This window comes from Bacillus sp. FSL R5-0439 (assembly GCF_038008805.1).
GTDB lineage: Bacteria > Bacillota > Bacilli > Bacillales > Bacillaceae > Bacillus > Bacillus safensis.
Window position 1 is genome coordinate 687,020 of the sequence record NZ_JBBOZW010000001.1, and the last position, 15,086, is coordinate 702,105.

A 15,086-nucleotide genomic window follows, 5' to 3' on the forward strand; every position below is an offset into this window, starting at 1 on the left:
TCATTTGATGTTATATCGAAGAGGATCGACAATGGTAAAACCGATCAGCCCTTTGTGATCAGGTGTCGAGAATTGGAATTCAATGCCTGACAGATGATAGGTTGAGAGAACTTCCTGATCCGTCAAACGTAAAGAAAGATTATTCTCATAAACCGGTGCATTCCGCAGCACTTCGGATTCTTCTGCAAATAACTCCAAGCCAGCCACCCGGCCCTCTTTGTCGATATCTACATTGATACATTCATTGACATCTAATTCAATGGTTTCTTTGATTTTCAAACGCTCCGATTGCGGGGTGATATAGATGTATCCGATATCTATACTTTGTTCATATGTAATCGTTCTTTTCAAAAGAGTCACCTCTGTTCAATAGATCTTTTTTAAATCTATAGTAAAATATTCCTTTATTGTATAATAGCATGTGACAAAGTGCCAAAATATCAACCTCTTTCAGCTCCTCTCCAAGTCGATTTTTTCATCTTTTCTCTAGCCATTTTATCTAAAGTCACAATCGCTCATTTTCAAAAGAATGAAACTTTTAGCTGAAGGAGGTTACCCATTTTTTGCGGCCTTTGATTTTGTTATAATATTTAAATGGAATGAAACGAATGGAGGAACGTTTTTCATGTATGATGTTACCGAGTGGAAGCATGTCTTTAAACTCGATCCAAATAAAGAAATCTCCGATGAACAGCTAGAAGCGATTTGCGAATCTGGGACGGATGCCATATTGATTGGCGGCAGTGACAATGTGACAGAGGACAATGTGCTTCAATTGATGTCAAAGGTCCGCCGGTTTCTAGTTCCTTGTGTGCTCGAAATCTCAACACATGAGATGATTGTGCCGGGCTTCGATCTGTATTTCATCCCGACCGTTTTAAACAGCTCTCATCCTGACTGGATTGTTGGGCTTCATAAGGACGCGATGAAGGAATTCGGTGATTTGATGTCAATGGAAGAGATTGTGCCTGAAGGCTATGTCATCTTAAATGAAGATTGTAAAGCGGCCAAGCTCACAGAGGCAAATACAGCGCTGGATATCGATGACGTCAGGGCATATGCAAGAGTGGCAGAGCATTTGATGAAGCTGCCCATTTTTTATCTGGAATACAGCGGAACGCTTGGAGACATAGAGCTTGTCAAAGAAACAAAAGCAGTGCTTGATGAAACAGTTCTTTTTTATGGCGGCGGCATCGAGAACGCTAAGCAGGCAAAAGACTTCTCCCAGCATGCAGACGTCGTGGTTGTAGGAAACGTCATTTATGACAATTTCAAAGAAGCATTAAAGACAGTGGATGCAGTCAAAAAGTCATCATAGTCAAATAAGATGAAACGGGTTAAAATAGAACATAAGTTCGAATTGGCGGTGAATGGAATGAATGAAATATCGAATCATCTATTAGAAGGGCTGAATGACGCGCAGAGGGAAGCGGTCAAAGCAACAGACGGGCCTTTGCTGTTGATGGCAGGAGCAGGAAGCGGGAAGACACGGGTGCTCACACATCGAATTGCCTACTTAATGGCAGAAAAGCATGTGGCGCCGTGGAACATTTTAGCGATTACATTTACAAATAAAGCAGCACGTGAAATGCGTGAACGTGTCCAGGCTATTTTAGGACCTGGCGCGGATGACATCTGGATTTCTACGTTCCACAGCATGTGTGTCCGTATTTTAAGACGCGATATTGACCGCATTGGTGTGAATCGCAACTTCTCTATTTTAGACACATCTGACCAGCTTTCAGTCATTAAAAACATTTTAAAAGAACGAAATATCGATCCTAAAAAGTTCGATCCACGCAGCATTTTAGGATCGATCAGCAGTGCAAAAAACGAACTCATTGACGCAGAGGAATACGCCAAAACAGCCGGTGATTTCTATGATCAAGTGGTGAGCGATGTCTATACAGATTATCAAAAGCGTTTACTCAAAAACCAATCACTCGACTTTGATGATTTAATTATGATGACAATTCGTCTGTTTGAGCGCATCCCTGAAGTGTTAGAGCACTATCAGCGGAAATTCCAATACATTCATGTGGATGAGTATCAGGATACGAACAGAGCGCAGTACATGCTTGTGAAACTGCTCGCGCAGCGTTTTCAAAATATATGTGTTGTCGGTGACTCGGATCAGTCTATTTATCGCTGGCGCGGAGCGGATATTACAAACATTCTCTCCTTTGAAAAAGATTATCCATCCAGTGAAGTGATTCTGCTTGAGCAAAATTACAGATCGACGAAACGCATTTTGCATGCTGCAAATACGGTGATTCAAAACAATGCAAACCGAAAGCCAAAAAATCTTTGGACAGAAAATGATGAAGGCGCGAAGATAGCCTATTACCGTGCAGATAATGAATTCGGTGAGGGACAATTTGTCGCAGGAAAGATTCGTCAGCTTCATCAAAGCGGAAAGCGTAAATTATCCGATTTTGCGATCCTTTACCGAACAAATGCCCAGTCTCGTGTCATAGAGGAAACGTTAATGAAGGCCAACATTCAATACAACATTGTCGGCGGCACGAAGTTCTATGACAGAAAAGAAATCAAGGACATCTTGGCATACTTACGCCTAGTGGCAAACCCAGATGACGATATTAGTTTTGCACGAATTGTCAACGTACCAAAGCGCGGAATCGGTGCGACATCTGTTGATAAAATTGCAGCATATGCGGAGATGAATGATCTGTCTATGTTTGAAGCACTTGGTCAGGTGGATTTCATTGGACTGAGTGCAAGAGCAGCCAATGCGCTTGATGAGTTCAAACAGCTCATTGATCAAATGACGAACATGCAGGATTATTTATCTGTCACGGAATTAACAGAAGAAATCCTAGAGAAAACTGGCTATCGTGAAGCGCTTAAGCTCGAAAAAACGATTGAAGCACAAAGCCGCTTAGAAAATATTGACGAGTTTTTATCCGTCACGAAGAACTTTGAAGAACAAAATGAAGACAAGTCACTTGTGACCTTCCTGACAGATCTCGCCCTCGTCGCAGACATTGATAAGCTGGATGAAAATGAAGAAGAAGATCAGGATGCCGTCATCTTAATGACACTTCACGCCGCAAAAGGTTTGGAATTCCCTGTTGTTTTCTTAATGGGAATGGAGGAGGGTGTCTTCCCGCACAGCCGTTCATTAATGGAAGATGCAGAGATGGAAGAAGAACGCCGCCTCGCTTATGTAGGCATCACACGGGCTGAAGAAGAGCTTTATTTATCAAGTGCGAAAATGAGAACACTTTTCGGCCGGACGAACATGAACCTTGAATCAAGATTCATTCGAGAAATACCAGCCGATTTATTGGACAACCTAAATGAGAAAAAAGAAACAAAAACACCGTTTGGCCAAACAAGAGAAAGACCGCAAAGACGGGGACCTGTCTCACGTCCGCAAACACAAACCATTCAAAACACAGGCGGCGGCAGTATTGGCTGGGCTGTGGGCGATAAAGCGGCCCATAAAAAATGGGGCGTTGGTACGGTTGTGAGTGTGAAAGGCAGCGGAGACAGCACAGAGCTTGATATTGCGTTCCCAAGCCCTACAGGCATTAAGCGTCTTCTCGCAGCATTTGCACCAATCGAGAAGCAATAAACTGATAGGACTGACAAAACGGATGAATTGAAAGGAAGAAGCAGATGGATAAAGAAGCAGCGAAACGCCGGATCGAGGAACTGCACCAGATTTTGAATCAATACAACTACGAATATCATACACTTGATCGTCCAAGTGTTCCTGACGCTGAATATGATGCGCGGATGCGTGAGCTGATCTCTTTGGAGGAAGAGCACCCTGACTTAAAAGCAGCAGATTCTCCATCACAAAGAGTAGGCGGCGCTGTTTTAGACGCCTTTCAAAAAGTGCGTCACGGCACACCAATGCTCAGCCTTGGGAATGCGTTTAATGAACAGGACCTTCTTGATTTTGACCGCCGGGTTCGTCAAGCAGTCGGTGACGATATCGCATACAATGTCGAGCTGAAAATTGATGGACTCGCTGTTTCTCTCCGTTATGAAAATGGCGTGTTTGTCCGAGGAGCGACGCGCGGCGATGGAACAACGGGTGAGGATATTACTGAGAATCTCAAAACAATTCGTTCCATCCCGCTTAAAATCAATCGCCCACTGTCGATTGAAGTGAGAGGCGAGGCATTTATGCCAAAACCTTCTTTTGAAGCATTAAATGAAAAAAGAATACAAAACGAAGAAGAGCCGTTTGCAAACCCGCGTAATGCGGCTGCAGGTTCACTTCGTCAGCTTGATACGAAAATTGCAGCGAAACGAAACCTTGATATATTCGTCTACAGTATAGCGGAGCTTGATGAAATTGGTGTTGAAACGCAAAGTGCAGGACTTGATTTTCTCGACGAACTTGGGTTTAAAACAAACAAAGAAAGACGGATGTGCCAAACGATCGAAGAAGTCATCGACCTCATTGAAACATTAAAAATAAAGCGTGCCGATTTTTCATATGAAATCGATGGAATTGTCATTAAAGTCGATTCACTCGCTCAGCAGGAAGAACTCGGCTTCACAGCAAAAAGCCCGCGCTGGGCGATTGCGTACAAGTTTCCGGCTGAAGAGGTCGTTACGAAGCTGCTTGATATTGAACTAAGTGTCGGACGTACAGGCGTGATTACACCAACAGCGATTCTTGAGCCTGTCAAAGTAGCAGGGACGACAGTGCAGCGTGCGTCTCTTCATAATGAAGATTTGATCAAAGAAAAGGATATTCGCTTGTTCGATCAAGTGATTGTGAAAAAAGCCGGGGATATTATTCCTGAAGTCGCAGGTGTCCTTGTTGATCAGCGTACAGGCGAAGAAAAACCGTTTCACATGCCAACTGAATGTCCAGAGTGTCATAGTGAGCTGGTGCGAATCGAAGGCGAAGTGGCCTTGCGATGCATCAACCCAGAATGTCCTGCCCAAATACGTGAGGGACTCATTCACTTCGTTTCCCGTAATGCAATGAATATTGATGGACTTGGCGAGCGGGTCATTACACAGCTCTTCAAGGAACAGCTCGTTTCTCGTGTGTCCGACCTTTATCGATTAACGAAAGAAGAGCTCATTCAGCTTGAACGAATGGGCGAAAAATCTGTCGACAATTTACTGCGTTCAATTGAACAATCGAAAGAAAACTCTCTTGAGCGGTTACTATTTGGACTCGGTATCCGATTTATTGGTTCAAAAGCGGCAAAGACCTTGGCGATGCATTTCGAAAACATCGATCAATTAAAGCAAGCGACGAAAGAACAATTACTTGAAGTCGACGAAATCGGTGAAAAAATGGCTGATGCCGTCGTCACGTACTTTGAGAAAGAAGAAATACTCGATCTGCTGAACGAACTAAAAGAGCTCGGAGTCAATATGACCTACACAGGGCCAAAGCCGGTAAAAGCAGAAGAAAGTGATTCCTACTTTGCAGGAAAAACCATTGTGCTGACAGGAAAATTAGAAGAAATGGCTCGAAACGATGCAAAAGCAGCGATCGAAGCATTAGGCGGAAAGCTGGCAGGCAGTGTGAGTAAAAAAACAGATCTAGTCATTGCCGGAGAAGCAGCGGGAAGTAAGCTGACAAAGGCAGAAGAACTCAATATTGAAATTTGGGACGAAGCTAAAATGCTCGAGGAGCTAAAGAAATAAGAGGAGTGTTTTCTATTGAAAAAATTGTTATTGCTGCTGACAATGCTCACACTGGTATTGTCAGCGTGTGCACCTTTTGGGGGAAAGGAAGAGGAAGAGGTCACACAAAAAACGGATGAAACGAAGGAAACAAAGGAAACAGCCATCATCCCGATGTACAATATCTCAGACTCCTATTACAAAATGGTGCTGCCGTTTAAACAAGGAGCTGCTAGAGGTCTAACAGCGGAGCGTCTCAATACACGCTTGGACATTGATGAATTTGAAACTGGACTCATGCGACTTGCAACAGAGTCATTTAATACAAACGACTATCTTTTCCAAGAAGGACAGCATTTAGATGAGGACACCGTTCTCAGCTGGCTGGCGCGCAAAAAAACAGGCAGTGATCTGAAAAAGGCAGAAAAAGAAGATAAAGACTTTAAGAATCTGGGCTTAAATCCTGCTCTTCCAAACTCAGGTTCAACAAAGTCTAAAAATGAAAATAGTCCAATTTATTTAGCTTCAATGCTAGAGCATAATTACTTAATTCGAAAAGACAAAAACAGCTTACAGCTTGGCGGAGTTGTCATTGGTCTTGCGCTGAACTCGGTTTATTATTACCGTGAAAAGATCGGTGACCCGCAGCAAGAGGTGACCATCGATTCATCGAAAAATTCAAAGAAACTTTTGGCAGAGGGTGAAAAAATCGCTGAACAAGTGATCAAGCGAATTCGTCAAATGGACGGACTGCAAAAAGTGCCTGTCATGATTGCCCTTTATAAGCAAGCACCAAAATCATCTATCGTTCCAGGTAACTTTATCGCCAAAACAGATGTGAAAGCAGGCTCCGCTGATATCGGAAATTGGGATACGATCAAAGAGGAGAATGTATTCTTCCCTTCAGATAGTGCGAAAAGCAGCTACAAAGATGATTCAGAGCGATTTGACCGCTTCAAGACAAAGGTAGAAGATTACTTCCCGAATTACACTGGTGTTGTAGGAAAAGGCTTTTACAAAAACGGCAACCTGCAAAAAATGAAAATCGAAATTCCAATGCAGTTCTATGGAAAAACGGAAGTCGTAGCCTTCACACAATATTTAACCGGAGAAGTCATGGATTACTACAAGAGTACCAATATTGAAATCAACATCACATCTTCTGATCAACAAGAAGCCCTGATCACGAAAAATGCTGAGGACAAAGAACCGACTGTTCATATATATGACTAAATAAGAGGGATTTCCAAACTCTTGTCAAAATATTAGTAGAAACCAAGAAGAAAGGCAGGTATGTTGATGCTCGTATAATGCTGATTACCGTCAAGAACATTTAAAAAGACGATAAAAGGAGAATCAGCATGCATAAAGAAGTAAAAGCACGATACGATGAACAGAAAGTCTTAAAGAAAGCGGCTCACTTGTATGACTTTCAGCTTGACCAAGTGACATTTCTAGCCGATGCAGAAAATTATGTGTATGAATATAAGGCAATGAATGGGGAGAATTATATATTAAAAATCACCCATACCATTCGTCGCTCACCCACATATATTTTAGGAGAAATGGACTGGCTTCGATTCCTGTCTCATCATGGTATTTCCGTAGCAAAGCCGATTTCATCAGCAAGAGGAAAAGACGTTGAAACCATTCCTGATCAAGTCGGAGGCGCATTTTTACTCCGTGTGTATGAAAAAGCACCGGGGAGAAAAGTGAATGAAGGAGATTGGAATGGGAAGCTGTTTGAAGCGTTAGGGTCCTATACAGGACGAATGCATCAAATAACAAAACAATATCAAGTAAAAGATCCTCTCTATAAGCGTCAAGAGTGGTATGAAGAGGAGCAATTAAAGCTTGATCAATATATTCCATCTGATCAAACGGTTGTGCTTCGAAGAAAAGATGAACTGATGCAAAAGCTTCACCAGCTCCGAATTTCGAAGGATGTGTATGGACTGGTGCATGCCGATTTGCATCACGGGAACTTTCATTATCATCAAGGAGAGATTATCGCATTCGATTTTGATGATATTGGATACCACTGGTTTATCAATGATATTAGTATTTTGCTATACAATGTTCTTTGGTATCCAGTGATTCCATATGATGATAAAGCTGAATTTACGGCAGAATTTATGAGTCATTTTCTAAAAGGCTATCGACAGGAGAATGAGCTTGATGACGCGTGGCTGGCAACAATCCCTGATTTTCTCATGCTGCGTCATATGCTTATTTATGGGCTTTTACATCAAGCATTTGATCTCCAAACATTGACTTCTGACGAAAAAGCCATGCTGTCATGTTTTCGAAAGGAAATTGAGCAAAAAACACCCATTACTCCTTTTGACTTTCAACAGCTGGCACGATAAAAGAAACCCCTTGCTGTGTTAAACAGCAAGGGGTTTTTTTATGACTACACCGTATCACACTTCACGCCAACGACGCCTTCTAGATCTTTAATATCAAAGTACACATCGGTTGTATAGCGGTCTTTATGCACACGTACGCGTACTTCCATGATCGGATAGTCTTTTTCTTTTAAATCATCAATTCGTACAGAATGAATGCGAATATTGAGGGCTTTCATTTCTTTTAAAATATCGGTCATGCGGTTTCGGTCAGAAAGAGACATTCTGATGCGGATTTCTTTTTCCTGCAGGCGAATCGGTCCGATCCGCTGGAAGAGCCATGGCAGGAATTCGACACTAATTAGAATAAAGAAAAGACTGAGGAAGGCTTCTTTATAAAATCCTGCACCGGTTGCAACCCCAAGTCCTGCTGCTCCCCAGATCATCGCAGAAGTCGTGAGACCTGAGATGACATCATTGCTTTTTCGAAGAATCACACCTGCTCCAATAAAACCAACACCAGATATAATTTGCGCCGGTAACCTGAGTGGGTCCATTTGAAGCTTAGAGACTCGAGGGAAATTGTAGGCTGCATCAATGCTGATGATGGTTAAGACGCAGGAGCTGACAGCAATGACAATACACGTTTTTAAGCCGAGGGGCTTTTTCTTCAGCTCTCGTTCAAGCCCGATAATCAGCCCGATTAAAGTGGCCACGGCTAATTTTAAGACTGTATCCCATTCAATTGTCCAAAACATGCGTATCGCTCCTTTCACTTCATGTACGTTTCACAACATGTATATGATCTTCTCACAGCCCATATGGCTGCACAACTCTTATTTTATTCAGTTTCTGAAGAAAGAAAAGCTTTTTATTTTATTTAAAAAGAGAGTCATCCGCATAGGGCAGATGACTCTTCAATTCTTTATTTTGTTTCTTCCTCAAGATGATCTTCCATTTTGTTAAATAGCTGTTTTGATGCTTTTGACGGCTTACTTGTCAATAAGCTGACAATAATGGCAGCTAATCCACTTAGCGTAAAGCCTGGAATCATTTCATAAATACCTGTGGCATGGTTGAGACCTGTCGTAATCCATGTCAGAACCACAACTGCACCAACGATCATCCCAACTAGGGCACCATGATGATTCATTCGTTTCCAGTATAGGCAAAGCAAGATGACTGGACCGAATGAAGAACCAAATCCTGCCCATGCATAACCGACAAGATCAAGAATGGTGTCACTTGGGTTAAGTGAAAGGCATAAGGCAATCACAGCGACAACGAGTACAGACATCCGGCCAATCATGACAAGCTCTTTGTCTGAAGCTGTTTTTCTAAAGAACGTTCTGTATAAATCCTCTGTCATTGCACTTGCTGTGACAAGCAGCTGAGACGAAATTGAACTCATAATCGCAGCTAAAATCGCAGAAAGTAAAAATCCAGTGATATATGGATGGAACAATACTTTAGAAAAGACGATAAAGATGGTTTCAGGGTCAGCAAGGTTCATGCCCGTTTCATGAACATAGGCAACACCCACTAAACCGACAGACAGTGATCCAATCACTGAAATAATCATCCAGCTCATTCCGATTCGGCGTGCTGGTTTTAAATCTTTTACAGACGTAATGGCCATAAAGCGCACGATAATATGCGGCTGTCCAAAGTAACCTAGTCCCCAAGCGAGGAAGGAAATAATGCCAATGACGCTCGTTCCTCTAAAAATATCTAGCAATTTAGGATCAATCTGTTGAATATCTTGGAATGTAGCAACAGGTCCGCCTAATTGTGTAAAGGCAACGATCGGCACGAGCACTAATGCTAAAAACATGATAGCCCCTTGGACAAAGTCCGTTAAGCTCACTGCCAAAAATCCGCCGAACAATGTATACAAAATGACAATACTTGATGTTAAGATCAGTCCAAACATGTAGTTAGCACCGAATGCTGACTCAAATAAACGTCCGCCTGATACCATCCCAGACGATGTATACAGCGTAAAGAAAATTAAAATGATGACGGCTGACACAGCTTTTAATAAAGCAGATGATCCTTTGAATCGTTTATCAAAGAAATCAGGAATCGTAATCGCATCATCCGCAATTTCTGTATAAGAACGTAAACGAGGTGCAAGAATGAGGTAGTTCAAGTAAGCACCAACGATTAAACCAATTGCAAGCCAGGCTGTCGATAAACCTGTTTTATACATTTCACCTGGCACACCCATCAGCATCCATCCGCTCATATCCGCAGCACCTGCTGAAAGGGCTGTAACGAATGGACCAAGCCCGCGTCCACCAAGCATATAATCATTTAAATCATGTGTTTTCCTGAATGCATACCAGCCAATGGCAAGCATCCCGATAAAATAAATAGATAAGGAAATTGTAACTTCAATACTCATTTTGTGTTCTCACCTTTTTCGTATTAATTTGACATCACCTCAATCAAAATATACAGAAGTGCGATGGCAGCTTTTTTGTTTGACTGTCCCGCTCACTGCTATGGTTACTTAACCTAACAGAGTATTCCCAAGTGATCAACCTGCCTAAACCTCTTCATTTTGAAGAAAAAATGTACCGATCGATGATAAGAATCAATATGTAAGCGATTACAAAAATAATCAAAAGTAAAAATTTTCTGAAAAATAAAAAGTCACCTGATGAATATTTCTTTTATCGATTTGATCATAAAGACGTTTCAAGAGAACGGACCTTTTACCGCACCTGCGTAAAGTTGCTTTAGAACAGTAAAATTTGATATGATAAAGTGTATATGACTTATGATCATGACCACGATCACGCATCATTTTTGGAGGTGAACCTGCATGTCAAGAATTTCAATAGAAGAAGTCAAGCACGTTGCGCATTTAGCAAGGCTTGCGATTACAGAAGAAGAAGCTGAGATGTTTACAGAACAGCTTGATAGCATCATTTCATTTGCAGAGCAGTTAAACGAGGTAGATACGGAAAACGTTGAACCTACTACACACGTATTAAAAATGAAAAACGTCATGAGAGAAGATGTTCCGAATAAAGGTCTTTCCATTGAGGCAGTCGTCAAAAACGCGCCTGATCATAAAGACGGCTATATTCGTGTGCCATCAATTTTGGACTAAAGGAGGCCCGAGACATGTCACTGTTTGATCACAAAATTTCTGAATTAAAAGAGCTTTTACATAAAAAGGAACTGTCTGTTTCTGATTTAGTGGACGAGTCTTATAAACGAATCAATGAAGTAGACGGGAAAGTACAAGCATTCCTTGCACTGGACGAAGAAAAAGCTCGTGCGTATGCAAAGGAATTGGACGAGGCAGTTGGTGAAAAGGACGAGCTTGGCCTATTGTTCGGTATGCCGATCGGTGTGAAAGATAACATTGTTACAAAGGATCTGCGTACAACAGCTTCAAGTAAAATCCTACAAAACTTTGATCCAATTTATGATGCAACCGTTGTGAACCGCTTAAGAGACGCAGAAGCAGTCACAATCGGTAAATTAAATATGGACGAATTCGCAATGGGATCTTCTACGGAGAACTCAGGCTTCAAAGCGACGAAAAACCCGTGGAATTTAAACACCGTTCCAGGCGGATCAAGTGGTGGATCAGCAGCTTCTGTTGCAGCAGGTGAAGTACCGTTCTCACTTGGATCAGATACAGGCGGTTCTATTCGTCAGCCGGCATCTTTCTGCGGAGTTGTAGGTCTTAAACCGACATATGGCCGTGTATCCAGATACGGATTAATTGCATTTGCTTCATCATTAGACCAAATTGGTCCGATTACACGCAATGTAGAGGACAACGCTTATGTTCTTCAAGCGATTGCTGGTGTCGATCAAATGGACGCAACAAGTGCAAATGTCGATGTGCCAGGTTTTCTTTCTTCATTAACTGGCGACATCAAAGGTCTGAAAATCGCTGTGCCGAAAGAATATCTTGGCGAAGGCGTTGGCGAGGAAGCAAAAGAGTCTGTTCTTCAAGCGTTAAAAGTATTAGAAGGACTTGGTGCGACGTGGGAAGAAGTGTCTCTACCGCATTCTAAATATGCGCTTGCGACTTACTACTTACTGTCTTCTTCAGAAGCATCTGCAAACCTTGCACGTTTTGACGGTATCCGCTATGGCTACCGTACAGATAATGCAGACAACCTGATTGATTTATACAAAAATACTCGTTCTGAAGGCTTCGGAGACGAAGTGAAGCGCCGCATCATGCTTGGTACATTCGCGCTAAGCTCAGGATATTACGATGCGTACTATAAAAAAGCGCAAAAAGTCCGTACATTGATCAAAAAAGACTTTGAAGATGTTTTCGAAAAGTATGATGTCATTGTAGGACCGACAACGCCAACTCCCGCATTTAACATTGGTGAAAAGACAAGCGATCCATTGACTATGTACGCAAACGATATTTTAACGATCCCTGTTAACCTTGCAGGCGTTCCAGGAATCAGTGTGCCTTGTGGATTTGCAAATGGCCTTCCGTTAGGACTGCAAATCATCGGCAAGCACTTTGACGAAGGAACAGTGTACCGCGTGGCTCACGCTTTTGAGCAAGCAACAGATCATCATAAAGCAAAACCTGAACTGTAAGGGGTGAATCAGAATGAACTTTGAAACGGTAATTGGACTTGAAGTCCACGTAGAGCTAAAAACACAATCGAAAATTTTCTCAAGCTCGCCGACACCTTTTGGTGCAGCTGCCAACACGCAAACAAGTGTCATCGACCTTGGATATCCTGGCGTACTGCCTGTACTGAACAAAGAAGCGGTGAACTTTGCGATGAAAGCGGCTATGGCGCTGAACTGTGAAATCGCAACGGATACAAAATTTGACCGTAAAAACTACTTCTATCCTGATAACCCAAAGGCGTATCAAATTTCTCAATTTGATAAACCGATCGGTGAAAACGGCTGGATTGAAATTGAAGTAGAAGGCAAAACAAAACGAATCGGTATTACGCGTCTCCATTTGGAAGAGGATGCAGGGAAACTAACGCACACAGGCGACGGTTACTCACTCGTCGATTTCAACCGTCAAGGAACACCACTTGTTGAAATCGTATCTGAGCCAGACATTCGCACTCCAGAAGAAGCGTATGCTTACTTAGAAAAATTAAAATCCATTATTCAATATACAGGCGTTTCTGACTGTAAGATGGAAGAAGGCTCACTTCGCTGTGATGCCAACATTTCTCTTCGCCCAATCGGCCGTGAAGAGTTTGGTACAAAGACAGAGCTCAAAAACTTGAACTCATTTGCTTTCGTACAAAAAGGCCTTGAATTCGAAGAGAAGCGTCAAGAGCAAGTATTGCTTTCTGGCGGCTTGATCGAGCAGGAAACACGCCGTTATGACGAAGCGTCTAAAAAGACAATTCTCATGCGCGTTAAAGAAGGCTCTGATGATTACCGCTACTTCCCAGAACCGGATTTGGTGGAGCTGTACATTGATGACGAGTGGAAAGAACGCGTAAGAGCATCCATTCCAGAGCTTCCTGACGAGCGCCGCAAACGCTACATCGATGAGCTTGGCCTTCCTGCATACGATGCAATGGTACTCACGCTGACGAAAGAAATGTCTGATTTCTTTGAAGCGACCATTTCAGAAGGTGCAGAAGCGAAGCAAGCATCGAACTGGCTCATGGGTGAAGTATCTGCATACTTAAACTCTGCTCAAAAAGAGCTGGAAGATACAAAGCTAACGCCGCAAGGGCTGGCTGGTATGATCAAGCTGATTGAAAAAGGAACGATTTCCTCTAAGATTGCGAAAAAGGTATTCAAAGAGCTCATCGAAAATGGAGGAGATGCAGAAACAATCGTCAAAGAAAAAGGACTTGTCCAAATTTCTGACGAAGGTGCACTGCTCAAACTTGTCACAGAAGCACTTGATAACAACCCGCAATCCATTGAAGACTTTAAAAATGGTAAAGACCGCGCGATTGGTTTCTTAGTCGGACAAATCATGAAAGCATCGAAGGGCCAAGCGAACCCACCGATGGTGAACAAGATTCTCCTTGAAGAAATCAAAAAACGCTAAATAGCAAAAAAACCGCCTGATGAAAAAGGCGGTTTTTTTGATTGAAATGACAGGGTCTTACTATAGATTCGGACCACAGCCGTATATCAATTTAGAGATACTTTTCTTATAATGAAGCATAAGCGAAACTGCACATTCGAAGGGGGAAAGGTGAGCTAAATCAAAAAACAGCACGTTATGTTACTGAAGAAACAGCCTCAATTGTTCCACTGCTCTTAGAACAGCAGGGTCCTCGCACTTTTCTAAATTTGTCAGCATTCCTTGGATGACTGGCTTACGAGGTTCAGCTTTTGCCAGCTCTTCTTCAATCACTTCAATGGATACAACGGTATCATCAGAAAGCAGATGCTCCAGCTTTAACAAACGAAGTTCCTCTTGAAGGGAAGCAGCACTAGGCGCTTCGTCGTCCCAAATGGTTTGCTTCAAAATCGGCTTCGTCTGAGAACGAAGCAATCCTTGAACCAGATCATCAAACCGTTCGAGTATAAAGGATGAGAGCTCATCAAATGATAATTGCATTTGATCCTGTAAAAGCAGAACCTGCACATACGATTGGATAATTCCTTGAATCATGACTGACAGGTCAGTTATATATGGTTCGATCTCCTGTCCATAAGTGGTCAAGATGGAAATTTGAATTTCATCATTCATTTGCTTTTTCACAGTTTTTGAATACTTTTTAATTTGCTGGTTTTCCGGAATAATGTTCTCGCTGAGGATCAGAATGATAAAATCCTTGTTCTCAGCAAAATGCTGAAACTGTTCAGCAATTTGTTTCTGAAAGATCTCTCTCGGCGCGAGATGCTGATTCTCTTTTCGAATCGTTTCGATTGTTTGCATCGAAGTGTCGATATAATATTCAAACGCTCGGTTGAAAAGCTGTTCTTTTGATTTGAAATGTAAATAAAATGCGCCTTTTGATATTCCGCATTCATCTGCAATTTCCTGAATGGTCGTAGAAGAAAAACCCTTTTTCGCAAACAATTGGATGCTTGCTTTAATGATTTTTTCTTTTTTTTCGTTCATGAAATAAGGCCCCTTCAGCTTTAGAATGTTACGTCAAACGCAAGTGA

General features: G+C 42.1%; 12 protein-coding genes. 8 read left to right on the forward strand and 4 right to left on the reverse strand.

The annotated features are described in order from the left end of the window. Nucleotides 1-360: a DUF2283 domain-containing protein gene (locus NST59_RS03405; RefSeq protein ID WP_258182641.1), complete on the reverse strand. Its 360-nt coding sequence runs from the start codon at nucleotides 358-360 to the stop codon at nucleotides 1-3. A gap of 265 nt (nucleotides 361-625) precedes the next feature. Here NST59_RS03405 and NST59_RS03410 point away from each other — a divergent pair, with 265 nt between their 5' ends. From NST59_RS03410 to NST59_RS03430, 5 genes are all read left to right on the forward strand, one after another. Further along, nucleotides 626-1,318 (forward strand): heptaprenylglyceryl phosphate synthase, encoded by a 693-nt coding sequence (locus NST59_RS03410; RefSeq protein WP_047204235.1) that lies wholly within the window; start codon nucleotides 626-628, stop codon nucleotides 1,316-1,318. 57 nt (nucleotides 1,319-1,375) lie between these two features. Continuing rightward, on the forward strand, nucleotides 1,376-3,598 hold the full coding sequence (pcrA, locus tag NST59_RS03415; protein WP_047204234.1) for a DNA helicase PcrA: 2,223 nt from the start codon (nucleotides 1,376-1,378) through the stop codon (nucleotides 3,596-3,598). Nucleotides 3,599-3,642: 44 nt separating this feature from the next. After that, nucleotides 3,643-5,649, forward strand: coding sequence for an NAD-dependent DNA ligase LigA (ligA, locus tag NST59_RS03420; RefSeq protein WP_126681380.1), 2,007 nt, complete (start codon nucleotides 3,643-3,645; stop codon nucleotides 5,647-5,649). Nucleotides 5,650-5,664: 15 nt separating this feature from the next. After that, complete coding sequence (locus tag NST59_RS03425; RefSeq protein ID WP_039176984.1) at nucleotides 5,665-6,861, forward strand: CamS family sex pheromone protein; 1,197 nt, start codon at nucleotides 5,665-5,667, stop codon at nucleotides 6,859-6,861. Nucleotides 6,862-6,989: 128 nt separating this feature from the next. After that, nucleotides 6,990-7,997, forward strand: a complete 1,008-nt coding sequence (locus NST59_RS03430; protein ID WP_341040099.1) for a phosphotransferase enzyme family protein — start codon at nucleotides 6,990-6,992, stop codon at nucleotides 7,995-7,997. A gap of 44 nt (nucleotides 7,998-8,041) precedes the next feature. Here NST59_RS03430 and NST59_RS03435 read toward each other — a convergent pair whose 3' ends face one another. Continuing rightward, nucleotides 8,042-8,734, reverse strand: a complete 693-nt coding sequence (locus NST59_RS03435; protein WP_024424547.1) for an MgtC/SapB family protein — start codon at nucleotides 8,732-8,734, stop codon at nucleotides 8,042-8,044. Between the two features lie 167 nt (nucleotides 8,735-8,901). After that, entirely contained in the window at nucleotides 8,902-10,383 is a 1,482-nt protein-coding gene (gene putP / locus NST59_RS03440) for a sodium/proline symporter PutP (protein ID WP_064497689.1), read from the reverse strand. Between the two features lie 423 nt (nucleotides 10,384-10,806). Between putP and gatC the strand changes: the two genes are divergently transcribed. From gatC to gatB, 3 genes are read left to right on the forward strand one after another with little or no spacing between them, the layout of a single operon-like run. Beyond that, nucleotides 10,807-11,097 (forward strand): Asp-tRNA(Asn)/Glu-tRNA(Gln) amidotransferase subunit GatC, encoded by a 291-nt coding sequence (gatC, locus tag NST59_RS03445; protein ID WP_024424549.1) that lies wholly within the window; start codon nucleotides 10,807-10,809, stop codon nucleotides 11,095-11,097. Between the two features lie 14 nt (nucleotides 11,098-11,111). Continuing rightward, nucleotides 11,112-12,569: an Asp-tRNA(Asn)/Glu-tRNA(Gln) amidotransferase subunit GatA gene (gene gatA, locus NST59_RS03450; RefSeq protein ID WP_144491780.1), complete on the forward strand. Its 1,458-nt coding sequence runs from the start codon at nucleotides 11,112-11,114 to the stop codon at nucleotides 12,567-12,569. A 13-nt stretch (nucleotides 12,570-12,582) separates the two neighbouring features. After that, nucleotides 12,583-14,013 carry an Asp-tRNA(Asn)/Glu-tRNA(Gln) amidotransferase subunit GatB gene (gene gatB, locus NST59_RS03455; protein WP_059374649.1) on the forward strand — a complete coding sequence of 477 codons (1,431 nt, stop codon included), beginning with the start codon at nucleotides 12,583-12,585 and terminating at the stop codon, nucleotides 14,011-14,013. A 180-nt stretch (nucleotides 14,014-14,193) separates the two neighbouring features. On the opposite strand, the gene NST59_RS03460 is transcribed toward gatB, so the two are convergent. Then, the gene (locus NST59_RS03460; RefSeq protein ID WP_039176996.1) at nucleotides 14,194-15,039 is read right to left on the reverse strand and encodes a TetR/AcrR family transcriptional regulator; all 846 of its coding nucleotides are present in this window, start codon (nucleotides 15,037-15,039) and stop codon (nucleotides 14,194-14,196) included. Between the last annotated feature and the right edge of the window lie 47 nt (nucleotides 15,040-15,086).